Here is a 22,025-nt window from a genome sequence, read left to right as displayed (position 1 = left end):
ACTTCCCCTAGCACTAAGGTATATGTATACTTGAGCGCAATTGTAACTAGGATAAGGGTGTGTCTCTTACCTTGTGGTGTTACTGCCATATAGCAAATCATTATCTTAGCTACAAATAATATACTGATGGTCGAGCATTTTAGTGATTACAAATTCTAAAATAGCTAAAGCAAAAAATTATAAGGCCATCATAACAATACTTAAAGTTAGGAAGTAAATATGAGTTCAGCTCCAGATAGTGGCTGGTTTGGCCACCCTAAAGGACTTTCGACATTGTTCTTCACTGAAATGTGGGAACGAATGAGTTATTACGGTATGCGAGCTATGCTCGTATTATTCATGACAGCAAGCTTACAAGAAGAAGGTTTAGCCTTTACTGTTGCCTCAGCTGCTGCAATTTATGGTTTATACACAGGTGCGGTATACTTTTTAGGTTTACCAGGTGGCTGGCTAGCAGATAGATTGTTTGGTGGTCAAAAAGCAGTATGGTATGGCGGTATAATCATTATGATTGGCCATATTATTTTGGCTATTCCACATGATTATTCTTTCTTCATTGGCTTAATATTTGTAGCGACAGGTACTGGTTTGCTAAAACCAAATATCAGCGCAATGGTCGGCCAACTATACAGTGATGCTGATGAGCGTCGTGATGGCGGTTACGCTATTTACTACATGGGTATTAACTTAGGTTCTTTAATTGGTTACTACGTTTGTGGTTACTTTATGGAAAACGTAGGTTGGCACTGGGCGTTTGGTGCAGCAGCTGTTGGTATGGCTATTGGTTTGGTGCAATATAAGCGCTCACTTAATAACTTACCAGAGCATAGCGCTTTACCAGCAAATCCATTAGGTCCTAAAGGCACTTCTCGCGCATGGGTTGGTATTGCTGCGTTTGTAATTGCAGCGGCTGCAGTTACTACGGCTGCAATGACCGGCGCAATTGTAATCAATCCAACAGTGGTTGCAGGGTACGTAGCTGTTGTATTTACTATTATCTTTTTTGTTTATTTTGGTGTTATTTACTTTACAGGTAAATTAACCGATGCCGAAAAACAAAGAATGTGGGCACTATTTTTAGTCTGTATTGCATCTGCATGTTTTTGGTCTGGCTTTGAACAAGCAGGTTCGTCATTAAACTTATTTGCTCGCGATTATACTGACCGCCTTATTGGTACTTTTGAAATCCCTACAACGTGGTTTCAATCATTAAACTCACTGTTTATTATTGCTTTATCGCCATTTTTTGCAGCGCTTTGGATTAACTTATCTAAAAGCTTAGTATCACCTAGCTATAGCGTTAAGTGTGCAATTGGTTTAATTATCATGGCATCAGGCTTTTTAGTTATGTTTATGGCGGCTCATTACGCAGCTGAAGGCTTAAAAGTAGCGCCTTACTGGCTTGTTACTACGTACTTTTTACATACTGTGGGTGAGCTTTGTTTAAGCCCTGTAGCATTAAGTGCTGTAAGTAAGTTATCGCCTAAACGTTACACTGGTCAAATGATGGGTGTATTTGTATTAACTTACTCAATCGGTAATATTATTGCAGGTTTACTTGCTGGTAATTTCGATCCGAACAATGTTTCTGAAATTCCTAACTTATACTTACAAATTGCATTATTTAGCATTGGTGTTGGTGTTGTTTTAGTACTAATGACCTTTAAAGCTAAAGTATGGGAAAAACAAGGGTTAGAAGAGAAAGTCTCTTAATTGTTGTTTATTTTTAATATAACAACATAACCGATACATTCCTCCATAGCGTCTATGGGGGAATTTTTTATTCAACTTTGCCCTGCCCCCGTTAACTGATATTATATCCTGATTGATTATTGAATAGACTCAGGGACAGCAGTATATGCATTCATTAAGATTATTACGTGCCACTCTAATAGTATTTCTCCTTATTTTTTTATCTGCCTGTGGTGGCGGTGATGAAGTCACAGTAAATCCAAATGATCCTGTAGAACCCGAACCTAGCGGTTTAATTATTACCAATGCTAATGGCTTACAAACGTCATTAGATGAAGGTAACTTTGCTATCAATGCACCTGGGCAAATAGTGGCTAGCGATACTGAAATAACCTACGAAAAATTAGTTCTTGATGAGACTAATCAAGCAAAAAATATCATTTCAGATATACATACGCTTACCCCAGATACACTTCAACTTTCTAGCCCAATGACTGTCACTATAAAAATACCTGACGACTATGTATTAGGCGGCCAATTAACTATTGCTCGTTTAAGCGGAGACTCTTGGTCAAGCATTACTAATTCAACGGTATCGCAAGGCTTTGTTAGTGCACAAGTAAACCAACTAGGTAGCTATGCAATAGAAATGCAACGTACTGTCGCGTTTTCTGATGTTGGCCCTACATGTGATGCTAATGCAACAGAGCAATCTGTAAGGTTTGTTCATGTTGCCGACATGCATTCTCGCTTTGGGTATCAAGAACAATATTTTAGTCGCATTAAAGCTTATTATAAAAAAGCGCTAAGCGAATCACCGCATACATTATTCACCGATGGTGGCGATGACTACGAAAAAGGAACTGTAGCAGAGCAAATATCACAAGGGTTAGCCTCTGATGAAACCGTAAAGCTAATGGCTTTTGATTTACGTGTTTTAGGGAACCATGACTATGCGTGGGGTCCTGAAAAGCTACTTGAATTTTCACAAGACGATAATGCCATTGTACTTGCCAGTAATACCCGCTTTGAGGGAGAAAACAGTCAGAATTTTGGTGGTGTCGACTTTGCTAAGGTACAGGTTGGCTGCATAACATTGGGTGTGTTTGGGATGACGTCGGTACCATGGGATGAGCTTGACGAACCAATTGAAGATGACCCTATTCCTGACTTTATAAAACAATTTAAAATGAGTTGGAAATGGCAACAAATCGCACAAAGTATTGTAAGCCAATACCGCGATGACGTTGATTACATGATTATGCTAAGCCACTTGGGCAAAGGAACTGATGTTGAGATAGCAACCAATGTACCCGGTATAGATTTAGTACTTGGCGGGCATACTCATGGTGGTGAGGATTTTATAGAGCTTGATAATAACGCTTTAATCATTCAACCAGATTTTTATGCACGCGGTGTCACCGATTTAAATTTAGTATTTAATACTGCCAATAAAGCACTAAGTCGCTACGACTATCAACATGTAGATACACGAACATCTATAGAGCCCGACGAAGAAACCAAGCTAGCTATCGATGAAATAATGGGACGTTACGCACCCGATGCAGATACAGAAATTGCTATTTCAGAAAACTATCCAAGTGACTTTGAAGTTGCGGGTATTACTGCACTTGCAACTAAACATTCAAGCTCAATTAATGCAGCACTGCTTAACCCTGAGCTTGTGCAAAAAAGATGGACGCCAGGTACAGTTACACAAGAAGATTTTCACAAAGCATTTTATGTTGAAAGACAGCCTTCTAACACACCTGGCTTTAATTCACTGTATCAAGTAACTGTTACGGGCACTGATTTAAATACAATGATTGCCAGTCAGCCCGATTGGTTTGTGCTCAAACCAGAAGAAATTCAAGTAACGACAAATTATAATGTCGCTTTATTTAAAGGTGCGGCACTTAATCCAGATTTATTTTTTAGCAGTGTTACTTTTAATGATGTAAAACCAATTGCCGAAGCATGGTGGCTACTTGATCAATACGCGCGCTTTAGAACAACGCAATGTCTTCACCTTGATACAGACACACAACTTAATGCTTGCCAAGATGTTGCAAATATAACAATTTGGAACTTTGACGATCCAACAAACCCACTGGCCCCAGACTTTGGTCCATCGGTTTTAAACTACTTTGATCCAGAAAATGACGGTTGGGGCCCAGAAGATACCCGTTATGAGACAACCACTGCTCTTGATATTGCGGATTTAACTGATGGTCCTTCTGGTGTAATGGCTTTTACTGATCACTCACCTACAGAGGGTTTTAAAATTGAATTAAACACACCAGCAAATGGTGACTTTGCAAGTGACGGTATGGTATCTGACTACACTCTAATAATGGATTTATATTGGCCATCAAAAGATAGCGATTCTTATCGTGCAATAATCCAAACTGAAACAGTAGATTATTTAGAAGATGATGCAGATATATTTATTGATCCCAGTGGCGGTTATGGTGAAGCGACATTGAAAAGTGGATATTTTGGTGATACTAAACCAGAAACATGGCATCGTGTAGCGTTTGTGTTTTACACAGCGCCAAAAAATGGCGTGTTTGAAGTATATATTGATGGTGAGTTAGCGGGTGTAAAAGAGTTTGGAGAAATAGACCAACGTTGGGCTCTCAACAAAGCAGTGCTCTTATTTACTGATAATGGCTACGAAACAGTCCCTGGTTATTTAAATGCATTACTCTATGCTGGCCGTGCTATGACCCGTGGCGAAATTAAAAGTATGGGCGCTGCACAACAAAAATTAACCTTTGAACAACCAATGCGTGTGTTAAATCAAACGATTGAACGTCACTACAAAGCAGCTCCAGCAATAAAAACTAATTTATGGATAGAGCAGCGAAACAAGTTCTTTGGTAACGGCTCTCAAAGTGTAAACAATTAAATACAAACAGGCTTTGGCTTGTTCATTATAAAAGGAGGTTTAATGCAGGTTAAACCTCCTTTTTATTATTTAAAAACAACAGATTAATAATAAAAACTCACCATTCAATCCTATGGTATATTTCTTCATTTCACTTAACTGTATTACAAACGCGTAACTTTATAATAACCGTCCTATTAAATTTACACATACTACATTTACTAAATAGCGCTCCCCTCTTCCCCAAATCAAAAATCTGGTTGATTATCTACTCCAATATGACAACAACACATAATCGCAGTGCTTAATTGCGGGAGTAATAATGATGAGTGAAGTAAATAACTATTTAGGTTTAGTCGGTATTGAATTTACCGAATACGCAACACCTGATGCTGATTATATGGATAAAGTATTTACTGATTTTGGCTTCTCTAAGCTTAAAAAATTCAAAGGTAAAGACATTGTTTATTACAACCAAAACGATATTCATTTTTTACTGAATAACGAGCGTGAAGGTTTTTCTGCCGAATTTGCTAAAAGCCATGGCCCTGCTATTTGTTCAATGGGTTGGCGTGTTGAGAATGCGCAAAAAGCATTTGAAACTGCAGTAGAGCGTGGTGCAAAACCAGCCACTGATTCAACACATAAAAACATGCCTTACCCGGCAATTTATGGCATTGGCGACAGCCTAATTTACTTTATTGAAAATTTTGGCGACAAAGGCACTATTTACGAAAGTGATTTTGAAGATTTAGAAACGCAAAATGTTGTAGAAGATAAAGGCTTTATACGAATCGATCATTTAACTAATAACGTTTATAAAGGCACCATGGAAAAATGGGCTAACTTTTATAAAGACGTATTTGGTTTTACAGAGGTACGCTACTTTGACATTAAAGGTCAAAAAACAGCGCTTATTTCGTATGCACTTAAATCCCCTTGTGGCACCTTCTCTATTCCAATAAATGAAGGTAAAGGAAACGATAATAACCAAATTGACGAATACCTTGGCGAATACAACGGTCCTGGTGTTCAGCATTTAGCGTTTTTAACAGATGATTTAGTAAGCTCTCTTGATAAGCTTGATAAATCAACAATCGCTACTTTGGATATTATTCCAGAGTACTACGATACTATTTTTGACCGCGTACCTTGGGTTGCAGAAGACAAAGAAAAAATTCGTCAGCATCAGATACTCGTAGATAGCCAAAGTGAAAATTGTTACTTATTACAAATTTTCTCTAAAAACTTATTCGGTCCAATCTTTATAGAAATGATCCAACGTGTTGATGATGGTGGCTTTGGTGAAGGTAACTTCCAAGCATTATTTGAATCAATCGAACGCGACCAAGAGCGTCGCGGCGTTTTATAAAATATTTGAGTAAATTAAAAGCAGCGAACTTCGCTGCTTTTTGTCGTTTTAATATTTAAAAAGTATTGCGCCAAGTACAAGTATGATTAAATAAACTATACCTTGTCGCCATACAGTAAAATCCAAAGGAAATGTAATGAGCCTAATTAACGAAACCCATGATATTAATTTAACCAGCTGGGTAGAGTCAGCTAATGTTGATAATTGTGACTTCCCTATTCAAAACTTACCGTTTGCAGAGTTTCGTCGTAAAGGGTCTGATGAGGCCTTTCGTGGTGGTGTTGCAATTGGCGACCAAGTAATTGATTTAGCAAAACTGAGCAAATTAAACGTTTTAAAAGGTGACGCAAAAACAGCCGCTGATGCAGCAAGTGAAGCAACCCTAAATACATTTATGGGTTTAGGGGAGCAGTATTGGTCAGCACTTCGTTTAGCGCTTTCAAAAGCACTACGAGCAGGCTCTGAGCACCAACAAGCACTTAGCAATACACTTGTTGCACAATCTGATATAGAGTTTTCACTACCTTGTCGCATCGGTGATTACACCGATTTTTACACCTCTATTTACCATGCAACCGCCGTGGGCAGTTTATTTCGCCCTGATAACCCATTACTACCTAACTATAAATGGGTACCTATTGGTTATCATGGTCGCTCTTCTTCAATTGACGTATCGGGTCAAACATTTCATCGCCCTAAAGGTCAAACTAAAGCGCCAGATGCAGAAGTACCGTCATTTGGTCCGTGCAAGCGCCTTGATTACGAGCTAGAAGTAGGTATTTACTTAGGTAAAGGTAATGCACTGGGCGATGCTATTGCGATTGAAAATGCAGAAAACCACGTATTTGGCTTTTGTGTATTTAACGATTGGTCAGCACGCGATTTACAAGCATGGGAATACCAACCGCTTGGTCCATTTTTAGCTAAAAACTTTGCCTCAACTGTATCACCTTGGATTGTAACAACCGAAGCGTTAGCACCTTATAGAACAAGCTGGACACGTGATGAAAACGATCCACAGCCTATGGACTACTTAGAATCAAAAGCGAATCGCGACCAAGGTGCTTTTGATATTCAAATGGATGTTAAAATTCAAACGCAAAAAATGCGCAGCGAAGGCCACAACCCTACACGTGTATCAACATCTAGCTTTAAGCACTCTTACTGGACTGTGGCACAAATGGTTACTCACCACACAGTAAATGGCTGTAACTTTATGCCAGGTGACATGTTAGGCTCAGGCACTCAGTCTGGTCCAACGCACGAAGAAGCAGGCTCTTTACTTGAGCTTTCTCGTGGCGGCAAAGAAAAAATCACGTTAAGCAATGGCGAACAACGTAGCTTTTTAGAAGATGGCGATAACGTTATTATGCGTGGCTGGTGTGAAAAAGAAGGCTATGTACGTATAGGTTTTGGCTCAGTAGAGAGCACAGTACTGCCTACAAAATAATACATTTCTATAAATTAAACATAAAAGGGTCGCTTGTTAAAAGCAGCCCTTTTTTATTAATTTTTGAACGGTTACAATTTTTTTCTAGCTTTTTTAACTCAAATTGCTATCTTAATTCGGTTAATAGCCAGTGTTTATATGCCATGTCAGTATTTATAAAGTCTTTTTATCATAAATTTTTCCCAGCTCGACAGCTACTTATTCGTCAAAATGGCGAAGTTAAGCATGTTGTTTTAGCCTCTTGGTTTCAACTTCTTGTAGCATTGCTTATTTTAGTCACTTTCACTTGGCTGAGTATTTCTAGCTTTCGTGTTTACACACAAACAAATAAAATTTCTGACATAGAACAAAGTCAAATAAACGAGCAAACACTTTGGCAACAAAAAGTCAGTGAACAGCAAGCTCTTCAAGCAACGCAGTTAGAACAACTTGCAGTGCTTGAACAAAAGCAGGCACTACTGCAAAGCATGATAGAATCCCTTCCCGCTTCAATTAGCAAAGATGTCATTAAGCTTGATACAGAACTTGACGTACCAATCAATGAAAACAGCAATGAATTTCACGAACCATTAGTCGATGAAAACCTAAAAGATAAACAGGCTCAGTTAATAACTCCAATCACATTCGCAGCAAGAATTGCTAATTTGGATAAACATTATGAGCAAAGCTTTAACTTTTTAGATAACCAAATTAGCGAACGTCACCAAGCTATTTTAGCTATGGTCAAAGGCGCAGGAATTGAATCAGCGCTTGAGCAACATTTAATATTAAGCGCCCAAACAAACGCACAAGGTGGACCACTTGATACCTTTAACGAAACAAAAATACCAAGTCACTTTTTAGCTATCGTTGATAAGTTATTAATATTAAATAATTTAGAAAACTTTTTAACTGAGCTGCCAAACACCCTGCCTTTGGCTAAAGCTAAATATTATATTTCGAGCAACTTCGGCCTCAGAAAAGATCCAATGAATAGCAATCATGCCTTTCATAAAGGAATTGATTTAGCTGGGTGGCATAAAACCGAAATATTTGCCCCAGCAGACGCTGTAGTGCTTCGTGCAGGTCGTAATGGTGGTTATGGTAACTTTATCGAGCTTGAACATAAAAATGGCTTAGTGACACGGTTTGGACACTTAAATAAAATTAAAGTAAAAAAAGGTCAGCTGATCACTAAACACGACATAATTGGTTTAATGGGCAGCACAGGCAGAAGCACAGGCACTCATTTACACTACGAAGTATTACTTAACGGTAAACAAGTCAACCCTCTAAAAATAACAAAGGCGCTTTCTCGTGTTTGGTAGAAAAAAACAAAAAACAGTGAGCTCTAATCTAAAAAGAGTAAATCACACACCGTCTATTATTTCACAAGACGTACGCCTTACCGGCACTTTAGTTAGCCAAGGCGAAGTGCAGCTTGATGGCCAAATTGATGGCGACATAAAAGTTGAACATTTAGTTATTGGATCAACGGGTGTTGTTGAAGGTATTGTTGAAGCTAAAAGCGTTATTGTTAAAGGCAAAGTTATTGGCTCAATTAATGCCAGTGAAGTAAAAGTACAAAGCGGTGCGCATGTTCATGGCGATGTATTTCACGATACCTTGAGTATTGATGCAGGCGCAATCATTGAAGGCAGCTTAAAGCAACGCTTTGAAAAAGAAGAACCGGAGCTAATTTCGAAAGAACTTAAGCCCGCAAAAGAAGTTAAAGCGTTATTGAAAGAAGATGGCAGCGACTTATCGTTTGTAAATAAACAAGCCGCTGATAAAACTAAATCAAGTTAAGCGCTACTTTTTCTCAGTAATGTACATTGTAATATCTGCAGTGAAAACCAGTTCATTGCGGGTATTATAAAGCTTAACCGGTACTACTAAATCTTCTTTATCAATCCACTTATGCGGCAAATCAATTTCCGCAATTGCAGTCACATCAGTATCTACTTTTGCTAAGTAGCGAACAGTCATCCCTTTTGGGATCCAACGATGGGTTTTAACTGGTACTGTTGCATCAACCATTACGCCCGCACACAACTCCGCTAAGTTACACTGCGCAATAGCATGAATAGTTCCAATATGGTTATGAACACTACGACGATTTTTAACCACTGCGCTACAATGCCCTTCTCGAAGGTCAAGTACGTAAGGCTTCATCGAGCCAAAGTATGGCGCTTTAAAACAAACAGCTTTAGTAAAAAGCCAATTCCCAAAAGGTAGGCGCTTAAATTTATGCCATGTTTTTACAAGTGCAGATTTATTACTCATTATTATTTTTTCCATCAACAGTTACTTTTTTCAAATTAACACATCAGACCAGTTTTAAAAAGCGCATTTATACTGCCTTTTTAGCTTAATCTAATCAAATAATGAGAACGACAATCTATGTAGGGGCCATAAGCCCTTTCTTTTTTACGAGTGCCCACCTAAAATACTCGGCAAAAGGAGACTCAATGCAAACACAGCCCGCTAAACCAAATATGACTTTATTACTTATCTTAGCGTTACTCGTTATATTTTGCCCTATGGCAATCGATATTTACTTACCCGCTTTTCCAACTATTGCAGAACAATTTGCAGTAACAGAACAACAAGTACAGCAAACCGTTGCTATTTTTATGCTAACAGTGGGTTTAGGCCAGTTAATTGCGGGGCCTTTGGCTGATAAATTTGGCCGAAAACCAGTGGCTATAGTGGGTATAAGTTTATATGCAGGCTCAGCATTACTTGCCTATTACTCACCTTCTTTTGAAATATTGATGATTGCACGTGCGCTTCAAGGTTTTGGCGCTTGTGCCACATTTGTTGTTGCATTTGCGATAGTGCGTGACAAATATGGGAGCGAACGAAGCGGACAAATGATCACTTACCTTAACGGGATTGTGTGCTTTATTCCGGCAATGGCGCCTATTTTAGGGGCATGGCTTACCGTTCAATTTGGCTGGCGTATGAACTTTTTATTTTTAACCGCGTTTGCCATTTTGGGTCTTATTGTTACCCTATTCTTTTTTAGAGAAACTCGCCCTGCTGATAGCCATTACCAGGGTCATATTTTAGATTTACGTCGCTTTACACCGATTATTAAAACACCAATATTTTTGTTTAATAGTCTAATTTGTATGGTCGCCATGTCGGCTATATTAGTGTACGTAACGCTCGCACCAGGCTGGCTCATTACACATTTAGGCGGCACAGTAGCCGACTTTACTTTTTGGTTTACGCTAAATGCCGTAATAAGTATTGTCGCAAGTTTTATATTACCAACGTACATTAAACGAAATAGCCAGCGCGCTTTGCGTGTAGGCGTAAGTATACTGATTTTCTCAGGGTTATTAATGCTCGCGCTTAGCGGTATAGAAACTGCATTTGCGCTTATGTTACCTATTTTAATTGCAGCATTAGGCTTTGCTTTAAGTTTAGGGTCGGCTGCAGGTATGGCTCTATCTAGCTTTCCTAAACAAGCAGGCACAGCCTCTGCGCTACTCGGTGCAATGCAAATGAGTGGCGCTAGCATATTGGTAGTATTGACCCAGTATTTAGGGCTAAGCACACCATGGCTAATTGCTTTTCACTTATTATTACTAGCTCCGCTTTGGTTTATTTTAATGAGCAAAAAAGCCCATACTTTGCATCCAACTAACAGCACTCAATGATCAACCCTGACTTTTTAGCTTCTTTTTTATTGGCTAGTTTTTTAATGGCAGTAGCACCTGGGCCATCAAATGCATTTTTGATGGCACAAACCTTTGCTAATGGTCGCCGCGCTGGTATGCAAAGTGCTTTTGGTTTTGCATTAGGTGGCGTTGTTCATACTTTTTTTGCTGTTGTAGGCCTAAGCGCAGTCCTAAAAGCTTCCCCAAGTGCCTATGCCGTAGTGCAATATGCAGGCTCAGCATATTTATGTTACTTGGGGTTTATGATGATTAAAGGCACGCTAAAGCAGCCAGAGCCTATATCTGAGGGCAAGCAAACCGATAAACCGCATATAAGTACCAGTAAAAAAAGTAATGTCATGTTTCAAGCCATGATGACTGAAGTACTAAACCCTAAAGTAGCGTTATTTTTTATTGCATTTATTCCGCAATTTGTAGATCCAACGCTTTCATCGGCTACTTTCCAGCTCGCCTTTTTTGGTTTGCTTTACCCTATTTTTGCTTTTCCGATTGACTGCACGTATATTTATTTTGGCGACAAAATTGCACAGTTTTTTAGACGTAACCCAAACAGCCAACTTTGGATTGATAGGATCACCGGTATTGTTTTTATTGCCCTTGCTATCAATCTATTATTTTAACTAACCTGCACTTTGGTTAAGAGATTTATTACCCAGAGTTTAAGCTAACTAATAAAAAAGAATCAGCATGGAACAAAAAACACAATCTCTTCCCGCACAAAAAAATATTGCTTTAGTTGCCCACGACGGTAAAAAAGCAGCATTAAAATTTTGGTGTGAAAAGCACAAAGAAATACTAAGTAAGCACACTTTATATGGCACAGGTACTACCGGGCATTTAATTCAAAAAACCACGGGACTTGATGTAGTTCAGCTATTAAGTGGCCCTATGGGCGGCGATCAACAACTTGGCGCTAAAATAGCTGAACATGAGATACATGTTTTAATATTTTTTTGGGACCCATTAGCATCACAGCCTCATGACCCTGATGTTAAAGCACTGCTGCGTTTAGCCGCTGTTTGGAATATTCCCGTGGCATGTAATGAAGTGAGTGCAGATATGTTATTAAGCTCACCGCTTATGGATGTAGAGCTTGAACGTACATTGCCAGATTACGAAAAATACCTCGCAACCCGACAAATAGATCTTTAAACCTCAATTGTAATCTAGGTTATTTATAAAGCATGCTGGCCCATTTAGTCAGGCCAGCAGTTACACTACCAAAGTGATCCCCGTTAACCATTTTTATATTGCCTAAGTGCTCACTTAAAGCCGCTTTAATCAATGGTGATTGTGCACTACCGCCTGTTAAGTAAATAATATCTGGCGTGGTTGCAGCGTCGCTGATTGCTTGTTTTGCTAAAGTAACTATTTGGCTAATACTACTCTCAACGGCAACAGCTAAATCGCTTACCGATACATTTTTATTCAGCCCACTATCTAAAAAGCTTAAATCACAATCAAACGCACTAGCTGATGAAAGTGCTATTTTAGCCGCTTCACCTTGTTGTACTAACTGATGACCTTGCTTGTTTTGCTGTAAATGTATTAAACGCTTATAAAGCTCAGGTGCACTTACATCACGTAATTGTGCATTTAGCTCTCGGGTATGGCTTTCACTATAAAACTGGCTTTGTAAGTTTACATCGTTAATTTTACACGCTTGCCAAAACGCTTGATTAGGCAAAGGTAGACCTGATTTAAACGTACTGCCTAAACCCAATAACGGCATTAAACCATGAAAGCTCAAAGCAATATCTAAATCGTTTCCGCCAACACGTTTACCACTGTGTGATAAAAAATCGCTATCGCGTTGACTACTTCCTCTAAAGCTTGGGCCCATTTGTACAAACGAGCAGTCACTTGTACCACCACCAATATCAATAACGAGTACTTTTTGATCGTGTGTTAAATCACTCTCGTAATCGATACCCGCAGCAAGTGGCTCATATAAAAACTCTACGTCTTTAAAACCAGCGCGTTTAGCTGCGCGTTCTAAAATACCTACCGCTTGTTGGTTTGATTGCTCGCCACCCACAGCCTGAAAGTTTACTGGGCGGCCAATCACTGTTTGTGTGAGGGTTTTACCTAAAGAGAGCTCAGCGCGTTGCTTTATTTTTAGAATCATCGCTGTTGCGATATCTTCAAAAAAGTTGATTTGACCTTGTTTAAGGCCCGTTGCGCCAAAAAATGATTTAGGGGACTTAACAAAGTACCCTTCTTCAGGAAACTGTACATACTCGCTAATTGCCTCACGGCCAATAAACAAGGTTTCATCTGAAGGTTGTAAATCAAGGTCTGATTTAATACGAGGCAAGGTATTTAATAATGCTTGGCGCTGCGTTAAAAACTCATGCTCATAAGCTGTGCCATTTAAATGCTTAGCAACAAAGTCAACAACCAAGGCGCTGTGATGAGTGTAAAGTGTAGATGGTAAGTAATGTTTTCCTTGCTCTAGCGGTACTAATTGAACATTACCCTCGCTCATTACACCCATAGCACAATTAGAACTACCGTAATCAAAACCTACAAACATACTTCACCACACATTACCAAAAAGGCCGCGCAATTTAGCACACTTTGTAAAAATTATAAATGCTATAAACTCTCTCTTACCCGTAAAAAACTAGCAAAACGCGGTAAACCATTTTTTGTTAAACCATGAAATCGGTACGTGACAATACTTCCTATGGCTGGTGGATTTTTACGTTCCTCATCACTAAACCCTGTACCAATAGAAAATACCTGCTCTTGTGCTGTTTTTACTCTTAATGCACCTAACATACCTTGGTATTTACCTTTACCTGGTAAGTGCGTAATTACAATCGCTTCTGCATCTAAATAAGGCTTTAATTTTAGTAAGGCATTGCTTCGCCCATCACTGTGCTTAGCACTAGCCAAATGAAGCATTACGCCCTCGCCGCCCTGCTTAGTTATTTTTTTAAAGTAACCAGTGAGCTGTTCGTTATTAGTAAAACTGTATTGCGCCACAGCGCTAATATGCGGCGAGTTTAGGCTAGTAATAAGTTCATTATAGTTTTTATAACGAGTGTTAAAAGGTAGGTTTTCATCTGGCATATCAAATACTTTATAAGTGATAGTTTGCCAATCATGATTGTTAGGGATTTTAGTTCTGACTATGCCACTAAGCTCAGAAAAGTGCTGACGTTTGGTCCACAACTCACCATCAAGCCATATATTTGGCAATGGCGCTGTAAACCAAGTTGGTGCATTAATAATATTTCCTTTGCGAGTAACAAACTGCGTGCCGGTCCATATGGCTCTTACACCATCATATTTCTCGCTGACTAAATACTTACTTACATCGTAATGTTTAGTTTCATCATATACTTTCGCTAATAAAACAGACGGCTGTGCTGCACTTATACATTGCGTAAAAAGTATTACAGTAATAAAAAGTAGATGTTTGATAGTGAACATTAGCGCATCCAAGCAAGTCAAAGTTGGCTTAAACTATAGTTGAGATTGCACCCATTGCCAAAACTCATCTAAGTTGCTCATTTGATACGTCGCTTTGCTAAAGTCATGCCCTTGAGTATGGCTATTAGCAATGGCTACAACACGTAACAAGGCGTTGTTGGCTGCCGTAACGCCGGTAAATGTATCCTCAACGGCTATTGCATTGCCAGCTTGTATATTTATCTGCTCAAGCGCCAATAAATATGGGTCTCCTGCTGGTTTAGGATTAGTTACATCGTCTTTTGTTACCACTGTGTCAAACAGCTCATAAAATCCTAAACCTTTAAGTATTGGCATGGCTTCACTTTTAGCACTGCCTGTTACTAGCGCCATTTTTAAGCCACTCGCCTTTACAGCTTTCAACGTTTGCTCTGTAAATGGCATCAGGGGCGGTAAATGTGTTATTACAAATTCGCCAAACAAACGGTATTTTTCATCCGCTAAAAACTGTGCGCTTACTGATAAGTTATGCTCTTGCTTAATCTCTATTGCAGCTTCTAAAGTGGGTCGTCCTGAAAAGCGCTGACAAAAATCATTTTCTAAATAACTAACACCATAAGGCTTAAGTAATTGACTCCAACATACAAAGTGCATGCTTTCTGAATCAACTAATGTGCCATCCATATCAAATAATACTGCTTCTAATGTCATCCTCATCCCTTATTTAACCTAAGCTAAATTTTGACAATAAAAAAGGCGCCTAAGCGCCTTTATTAATACTATTACTGAGTCAAACCTGCTGGTGGCTCACCCGTTGCTTCTTCACCTGTTTCAACATCAACAAGCTCATAACCACGTGTTTTACGCATAACTTTAAGTACTGGTTTTTCAAATGCTGTTTTTAAACGATCTGAGTCATCTTTCAACTCATCAAGTGTTGTACCAAAAGGGGCTGCGCCTGTTTCTGACCAGTTAGTCACTTTACCGTTCAGGTTATATTCTACTTCGTGTATTTGATATTGTGCTGCTTCGTCTTTCGTTGCTTCACAAAAAATTACACGGTAATTCCAAAATCCAGCCATTTTCTTATCTCTTTAAATTAATTAACGCTACTTTACCAGCTTTATAAAAACATAAAAGCCTGCACAAGGCAGGCTTTCAAAATTAATACAATTTAGGTTAACGTTTAGAAAAAGTTAACTTTAAATTCAGCACCAACATAGCGTTCTTCATTAACAATACCCGTATTGTTATTAAAGTCTACTGCACCAATAACTTGTTGCTCATCAAATAAGTTACGAACAAATGCGGCTACTTCGTATTCGTAATCGCCTTCAGACCATGTGTAACCTGTACGCAAACCTGTTTCAATAAGCTCTTTACCTTCAAACTCTACTGATTCGTAAAGGAACATATTGATTTTACTACGGTAAGAAATATCACCGCTAGCAAAGAAGTTACCATCGGCAAGTTCTTTAGTGTAGCGAAGCGTAAAGTTAGAGATCCACTCAGGTGCATGCGGTAAGCTATTGCCGTCAAGCACAGCAAGTCCTGAACCATTAATTGGGTCAGTTACAGTACACTGTGCACAAACAGCCACAGCTAAGTTTTTATCTTTAATTTCAGTTTTGTTATAACTTAAATTAAATGTCGCATTAAACTCATCGCTTAATACCCACTGCGTATCTAACTCAAAACCATAGCCAGTCGTTTTATCAGCATTAACTAAACGGTTAAAGTTAGCACCACCACCTACAGCAGTAAGTTGCTGGTCATCCATTGTGTAGTAAAATACCGTAGCGTTAACACGGCCTTGGCCGTCTAGCACGTCTGATTTAATACCTGTTTCGTACGATGTTACCGTTTCTGACTCAGCTGTAGTTACCTCATCACCAAACAAAATACGGCCTTGTAAACTCGGAGCGCGGAAGCTATTTGCTACACGACCATACCAGTTAACATCATCGTTTACTTTATAATTTGCAGATAAGTCCCAGCTAACATGGTCGTCACTAACATCACGCTCTACTAGTAATGCACCACCGCCAATTGGGCTAAGTGTACGGTCTGCTACAAAATCTTTATCATCGTCAGAATAGCGAAGGCCGGCTGTTACTTTTAAATCATCTGAAAAAGTATAATCTACAGAACCAAATACAGCCCAAGCAGTTGTATCTTGTTGTTGACGTACAAAACCATTTAAAACACCAGCATCGGGGGTTGAGAATGTATCGTAGCTGTAGTTTTCAATAGTTAGCTCTTCATCGAAGTAAAAAACACCTACTTGATAATTTAAATCGCCATCAAAGTTACTAGATAAGCGTAGTTCTTGCGTCAACTGGTCGTGATCTGGAATGCCATCAGCACTTTCTGAAGAGAAAGGGATAAAACCAGGCCCCATATCATCTGTGTATGAAGCGCCGTAACCACCATCGATGTCAGCACGCGAATATATTTCAGCACTTTCCCATGCAGAAATTGAAGTGATTGTGTGGTTTTTAAGTTCCCACTCAAGCTTTAAGCTTGCACCTTCAGATTCTACTTGTTGAGTAGAGCGAGATGCCGCATCTTGATAAACAACATCACTTTCGTAGTTGTCTACTAGCTCATTAGTACCTGCTTTAATTACGTTTGCACGAAAAGCAATTGGCGAGCCATCTAAGTCACGTGTGTGATAGTTTAATAAAGCAGTAAAATCATCGCCTTCATATAAAAACTGAACGCGTGCCGCTTTTTCAGTGTAACCACCTTGCTCGTCTTTAGCTTCAAAGCCTGGAGCTTGGTTATCAATGTAATCGTCTTTGTCTTGCCATAATAATGAAACACGAGCAGATAAACGGTCAGTTAAAGCACCACCTACAGCACCACTTGTGTCTACAGCGCCACGGCTACCGTATGAAACAGAGCCATAACCATCAAATTCTTGGCTTGGTTTAACAGAGTCAAACTTAACAAGTCCAGCTGGCGTATTACGCCCAAATAAAGTTCCCTGTGGTCCACGTAATACTTCTACGCGTTCAACATCAAATACTGGGAAGCCTTTTAAAATTGCATTTTCTTGAACTACTTCATCAACAACAAGCGATACTGGTTGTGATGCATTCAAATCGAAATCGGTATTACCTAAACCACGAACGTAAAAGCGTGGGAATGAACGACCAAATGAAGATTCAATAGATAAACTTGGAATTTTCGCATTTAAAAAACGAATGTCCATACCAGCTGAGCTATACGCATCAAGGTTATCACCTTGAAGTGCAGAGACAGCTACAGGTACTTCTTGAGCGTTTTCTACACGTTTACGAGCTGTTACTTGAATAACTTCTAGTTGATTACTTTTTTTAGCTGTTTTTTCTTCAGCAGCTAAAGAAGAAAATGAAGTACCTGCTACTGCAGAGAACAACGTTGCATTGATTAGGGTAGCTAACGTAGATCTTTTCATTGCTTTCATGTTGGGTTTAACCTTTTTTGTGCACTCTTGTTCAACGGTTTTTTGTGTTGCGCAATGTATTCATTGCGGGCTCGTTCAATTTTTCGCGACTTGCGTCATGCGCGCGGACCTTATTACCGAGAGTACAAAAACGATGTTATAAGGCTGAACGAACGATGAAGATTATACCATTGTGTGACAATTTTACTGCATAAATACAGACATAATCAGAAACTTTTTTGCAACATTTAACTACAAAATCACGTGTTTTTACCACTATTTAGATGCAAAACCCTAATAATGCGGACATATGTCCTTTATTGAATTTAATAAAATGGAGTAGGAAGAAGGGATTGTTTTACATGTTAACCTAAAATAGAAACACCTACTTTTTTATAAAAAGTCGCACGCGAGCGACTTCCAATAGTGACTGTATTTGGATTATGGGCGCTTAATTGCAATTTCACCGTCGATATGAATATCACGCTGCGGGAAAGCAATAACAACATCATGCTCTTCAAATACAGCGTAAATATTAAATCGAATATCACTGCGCACTTTTCTAAGCATGGTTTCTGACTCGGCGCACACCCAAAAAACAGCATTAAATACCAGTGAGCTATCTGCAAAGTCATCAAACAACACCGACGACTTTGGATTAGCCAAAATAGCCTCATGGTCATCAAGTACTTGCTGAATTAACTTTTTAACCAGCAGCACGTCTGATCCGTATGCAACGCCTACACTTACCGATGATCGTGCATTACCATCAATCAGTGTCCAATTTGTTACTGTATTCTCCAATAACTGACTATTTGGGATAAGCATATGAACGCCATCGTTACGGCGAATACGTGTAGAGCGTGTATTAATCGTCTCTACCACGCCTTTTGCATTGCCCACTTCTAAAAAGTCGCCAATACGTATTGGTCTCTCCCACATTAATATCCAGCCACTAATGAAGTTATTAATTATATTTTGCGCACCAAAGCCTACGCCAATAGCTATCGCACCTGATACAAAAGCAAATGCAGTCAGCGGTATGCTTAATACCTCTAAGGATGTAAAAATTAAAATTGCGATACTTAAAATAAAGTAGATACGTGTGAATAAATGCACGGCATCTTGGCTTAATTTTTTTGCCAATAACGTTTTTGTTATTAGCTTGCCAACGCGTGTAACAATAAACCAAATAGCAAAAAGTATTAAAGGCACTTGAATAATTTTTGCTACGGTAATGTGTACATCGCTGTAACTAAATACAACAAAGGCAAGAATTTGGTTTATGTGTTCTAAGGTCATTTATTTTCCAAAACAAGCAAAGGAGCGCTTTAAATTTAAATCACTGTAAAGTAAAAGCGGTTCAGTGTTGGGTAAGTTTAGCAGTCATAATATAACTAAAACGCCAAGTTAATAAGTTCAAAATGCTTTTTATGAACAATTTATTAACTCTTTATTGCACCGAGTGCTATATAAATAGTGTACAAGCATTGGAGATCACTATGTCACAACTAACTTTAAATCAAAGGCTGGCAACTTTGCAGCCACAGGTAGACTTACATTTATTTGAGAGCAGCCTAGATTATCGAAATAAAATTTTGTGCCTTCTTGCAGAGCAAGAGCAAACACTGGCATCTATTAACAAAGAGTTTGGCCAACAACAACCAAGCAGTTTTGGCTCTGAGAGAAAATTTGTACTTGGATATAACTAGGCAATTATGAATCTACGACCTATATAAGTAGCTCAGGTGTTTACTTTTAGAGCTACTTTTACCTCCCTTAAAGCTAAATATTAGCTAATTTGCGTTCAAATCCCGCTTAATACCGATAAACTTTATTGTATAAACCCCAAAATTTGATAAGTTAACTAGGTTTTTCGACTCGCAAAGCCTATTCCGGCTAATCTTTCTATGGAGTTATTATGCGTAAAACCCTGATCGCCACTACTATTGCTAGTGCTTTAATATTATCTGCCTGTTCATCTAACGATACACAAAACATGGCAAAAGAAGGCGCAGCACAAGTGCAAGACATGAACGCAAACAATGTTTTATTTAAGCCTAGCCCATTGCAATATATGGCACCAGAATTTGATAAGTTTGGTACAAAAGATTACGAAGCTGCATTTGATGCAGGTATCGCTCAGCACACAGCACAAGTACAAGCTATTGCTAACAACCCTGCTCCTGCTACATTTGAAAACACATTAGTTAAAATGGAGTTGTCAGGTGAGCTATTAAATCGCGTATCAGCTGCTTTTTATAACTTATCTGGTTTAATTTCAGATGCTGAATACCAGCGTATTGATGAAAAAATGGCGCCTGTATTATCTGCTCACTCAGATGATATTTACTTAAACGGTGAATTATTTAAGCGCGTACAAACAATTTACGACAATCAAGATAAATTAAACGCAGAAGATAAACGCCTAGTTGATTTTTACTACAAGCAGTTTGTAAAAGCAGGTGCTAAATTAAACGACGCTGAAAAAGCTAAAATGCGTGAAATTAACTCAGAGCTAGCTCAGCTGTCTACTGCGTTTTCACAAAACATTTTAAAATCGTTTAAAGAAGACGTTATTGTAGTTACAGATAAAAGTAAATTAGCGGGTCTTTCTGAAGGTGAAATTGCAGGCCTTGCAGCTTCGGCTAAAAAGGCGGGCAAAGACGGCTACATGATCACTTTGGTAAATACAACGCAACAACCAATTTTATCAAGCCTTGAAAACCGTGACCTACGTGAGCGTATTTTTAAAGCCTCTGCAAACCGTGCAGCAAAAACTAACGGCCCTATCATTATTAAAGAAACCAACCTACGCGCTCAAAAAGCAGAGCTTTTAGGCTACAAAGATTGGGCTTCTTATGTAATGACGTCGCGTATGGCACAAACAACTGAAAACGTTTACGGCATCCTTGATGACCTAGCACCAAAAGCAGTTGAAAAAGCTAAAATTGAAGCTGCAGCAATTCAAAAAGTGATTAACGATTCAGGCGAGAGCTTTGAGCTTAAACCGTGGGATTGGACTTTTTATGCTGAAAAAGTACGTGCAGAAAAGTACAACTTAGATCCAGCATTAGTTAAACCATACTTTGAAATGCAATCGGTTATTCACGACGGTCTATTCTTCGCGATGAACAAACTTTACGGTATTACGTTTAAAGAACGTAAAGACCTACCTGTTTATCATGAAGATGTAACAGCGTACGAAGTATTTAACGCTGATGGCAGTGCTATTGGTTTATTTTACTTAGACCCATACGCACGTGAAGGTAAACGTGGCGGTGCATGGATGAGTGCATACGTAAGTCAAAGCGGCTTAAAAGGTACTAAACCGGTTATTTACAACGCGTTAAATATTCCAAAGCCAGCTGCAGGCGAGCCTACATTATTAACATTTGACGAAGTGTCTACAATGTTCCATGAGTTTGGTCATGCTGCGCACGGCTTATTCTCAGATGTTAAATACCCAAGCCTAGCGGGTACTGCAACGGCGCGTGACTTTGTTGAATTTCCGTCACAAGCAAACGAAGACTGGATGATTGAACCAACAGTACTTGCTAACTACGCTAAGCACTACAAAACAGGTGAGCCAATTCCACAAGCTTTACTTGATAAAGTACTAGAATCGCAAAAATTCAACCAAGGTTACGGCACTACTGAATATTTAGCCGCTGCACTACTTGATATGGAATGGCATTCATTTGGCTCTGATAAAAAGATTACTGACGTTCAAAAATTTGAGCAAGACGCGTTAGAAAAACACGGCATTGCTTACTACCCTGTTCCACCGCGTTACAAATCAAACTTCTTTAGTCACACATTTGCAGGTGGTTATTCAGCGGGTTACTACGCATACCTTTGGACTGAAGTGTTTGCAGCAGACGCCTTTGCACATATGGAAAACAACGGCGGCTTAACACGTAAAAATGGTGATAAGTTCCGTAAAGAAATCCTATCAAAAGGTAACAGCCGCGACTTAATGCAAAGCTACATTGAGTTTAGAGGTCAAAAACCAACTACCGACGCACTACTTAAGCGCCGTGGTTTAGTTGAATAGTTAGGGCATGTTGACCTTTCGTGGTTGAATTTGCAGCAGTATG

Annotated in this window: 18 protein-coding genes; 11 read left to right on the top strand and 7 right to left on the bottom strand. The window is 39.0% G+C overall.

Translation table 11 applies throughout. The features are described 5' to 3' along the window. The first annotated feature begins 219 nt into the window (after window positions 1-219). From I6F48_RS06880 to I6F48_RS06855, 6 genes are all read left to right on the top strand, one after another. Window positions 220-1,713: a peptide MFS transporter gene (locus I6F48_RS06880; protein ID WP_024593567.1), complete on the top strand. Its 1,494-nt coding sequence runs from the start codon at window positions 220-222 to the stop codon at window positions 1,711-1,713. 145 nt (window positions 1,714-1,858) lie between these two features. Then, window positions 1,859-4,603, top strand: a complete 2,745-nt coding sequence (locus I6F48_RS06875) for a metallophosphoesterase (protein WP_197119119.1) — start codon at window positions 1,859-1,861, stop codon at window positions 4,601-4,603. A 304-nt stretch (window positions 4,604-4,907) separates the two neighbouring features. Further along, on the top strand, window positions 4,908-5,954 hold the full coding sequence (gene hppD / locus I6F48_RS06870) for a 4-hydroxyphenylpyruvate dioxygenase (RefSeq protein WP_024589439.1): 1,047 nt from the start codon (window positions 4,908-4,910) through the stop codon (window positions 5,952-5,954). Window positions 5,955-6,090: 136 nt separating this feature from the next. Then, complete coding sequence (gene fahA / locus I6F48_RS06865) at window positions 6,091-7,404, top strand: fumarylacetoacetase (RefSeq protein WP_197119118.1); 1,314 nt, start codon at window positions 6,091-6,093, stop codon at window positions 7,402-7,404. A gap of 143 nt (window positions 7,405-7,547) precedes the next feature. Next, window positions 7,548-8,711 carry a M23 family metallopeptidase gene (locus tag I6F48_RS06860; RefSeq protein WP_197119117.1) on the top strand — a complete coding sequence of 388 codons (1,164 nt, stop codon included), beginning with the start codon at window positions 7,548-7,550 and terminating at the stop codon, window positions 8,709-8,711. Further along, window positions 8,701-9,192 carry a bactofilin family protein gene (locus I6F48_RS06855; protein ID WP_197119116.1) on the top strand — a complete coding sequence of 164 codons (492 nt, stop codon included), beginning with the start codon at window positions 8,701-8,703 and terminating at the stop codon, window positions 9,190-9,192. The genes I6F48_RS06860 and I6F48_RS06855 overlap by 11 nt, the downstream gene beginning before the upstream one ends. 3 nt (window positions 9,193-9,195) lie before the next feature. Here I6F48_RS06855 and I6F48_RS06850 read toward each other — a convergent pair whose 3' ends face one another. After that, window positions 9,196-9,669, bottom strand: a complete 474-nt coding sequence (locus tag I6F48_RS06850; protein WP_166419973.1) for a hotdog fold domain-containing protein — start codon at window positions 9,667-9,669, stop codon at window positions 9,196-9,198. A gap of 185 nt (window positions 9,670-9,854) precedes the next feature. On the opposite strand from I6F48_RS06850, the gene I6F48_RS06845 reads away from it, so the two are divergent. The 3 genes from I6F48_RS06845 (at window position 9,855) to I6F48_RS06835 (ending at window position 12,227) form a co-directional block, all read left to right on the top strand. Further along, window positions 9,855-11,054 carry a multidrug effflux MFS transporter gene (locus I6F48_RS06845; RefSeq protein WP_197119115.1) on the top strand — a complete coding sequence of 400 codons (1,200 nt, stop codon included), beginning with the start codon at window positions 9,855-9,857 and terminating at the stop codon, window positions 11,052-11,054. Further along, window positions 11,051-11,695, top strand: a complete 645-nt coding sequence (locus tag I6F48_RS06840; RefSeq protein ID WP_197119114.1) for a LysE family translocator — start codon at window positions 11,051-11,053, stop codon at window positions 11,693-11,695. The genes I6F48_RS06845 and I6F48_RS06840 overlap by 4 nt, the downstream gene beginning before the upstream one ends. A 67-nt stretch (window positions 11,696-11,762) precedes the next feature. Further along, window positions 11,763-12,227, top strand: a complete 465-nt coding sequence (locus I6F48_RS06835) for a methylglyoxal synthase (RefSeq protein WP_197119113.1) — start codon at window positions 11,763-11,765, stop codon at window positions 12,225-12,227. Between the two features lie 19 nt (window positions 12,228-12,246). Here I6F48_RS06835 and yegD read toward each other — a convergent pair whose 3' ends face one another. The 6 genes from yegD to I6F48_RS06805 all read right to left on the bottom strand — a co-directional run bounded on the left by yegD (window position 12,247) and on the right by I6F48_RS06805 (window position 19,227). Continuing rightward, window positions 12,247-13,611: a molecular chaperone gene (yegD, locus tag I6F48_RS06830; protein ID WP_197119112.1), complete on the bottom strand. Its 1,365-nt coding sequence runs from the start codon at window positions 13,609-13,611 to the stop codon at window positions 12,247-12,249. Window positions 13,612-13,673: 62 nt separating this feature from the next. Further along, on the bottom strand, window positions 13,674-14,516 hold the full coding sequence (locus I6F48_RS06825; protein ID WP_197119111.1) for a DNA ligase: 843 nt from the start codon (window positions 14,514-14,516) through the stop codon (window positions 13,674-13,676). Window positions 14,517-14,549: 33 nt separating this feature from the next. Next, the gene (locus tag I6F48_RS06820) at window positions 14,550-15,206 is read right to left on the bottom strand and encodes an HAD family hydrolase (protein WP_197119110.1); all 657 of its coding nucleotides are present in this window, start codon (window positions 15,204-15,206) and stop codon (window positions 14,550-14,552) included. 71 nt (window positions 15,207-15,277) lie between these two features. Continuing rightward, window positions 15,278-15,577 (bottom strand): hypothetical protein, encoded by a 300-nt coding sequence (locus I6F48_RS06815; protein WP_101217785.1) that lies wholly within the window; start codon window positions 15,575-15,577, stop codon window positions 15,278-15,280. 104 nt (window positions 15,578-15,681) lie between these two features. Beyond that, window positions 15,682-17,946 carry a TonB-dependent receptor gene (locus I6F48_RS06810; protein ID WP_165740498.1) on the bottom strand — a complete coding sequence of 755 codons (2,265 nt, stop codon included), beginning with the start codon at window positions 17,944-17,946 and terminating at the stop codon, window positions 15,682-15,684. A 420-nt stretch (window positions 17,947-18,366) separates the two neighbouring features. Beyond that, entirely contained in the window at window positions 18,367-19,227 is an 861-nt protein-coding gene (locus I6F48_RS06805) for a mechanosensitive ion channel family protein (protein WP_165740496.1), read from the bottom strand. 200 nt (window positions 19,228-19,427) lie between these two features. On the opposite strand from I6F48_RS06805, the gene I6F48_RS06800 reads away from it, so the two are divergent. Continuing rightward, window positions 19,428-19,637, top strand: coding sequence for a hypothetical protein (locus I6F48_RS06800; RefSeq protein WP_165740494.1), 210 nt, complete (start codon window positions 19,428-19,430; stop codon window positions 19,635-19,637). Between the two features lie 209 nt (window positions 19,638-19,846). After that, the gene (locus I6F48_RS06795; RefSeq protein WP_197119109.1) at window positions 19,847-21,982 is read left to right on the top strand and encodes a M3 family metallopeptidase; all 2,136 of its coding nucleotides are present in this window, start codon (window positions 19,847-19,849) and stop codon (window positions 21,980-21,982) included. Window positions 21,983-22,025: the final 43 nt, after the last annotated feature.

The sequence above is a fragment of the Pseudoalteromonas sp. SWYJ118 genome, from assembly GCF_015864505.1.
Classification (GTDB): Bacteria; Pseudomonadota; Gammaproteobacteria; order Enterobacterales; family Alteromonadaceae; genus Pseudoalteromonas; species Pseudoalteromonas arctica.
The sequence above is the reverse complement of the archived record's forward strand: the minus strand, read 5'-3'. Positions and strand labels throughout refer to the sequence as shown.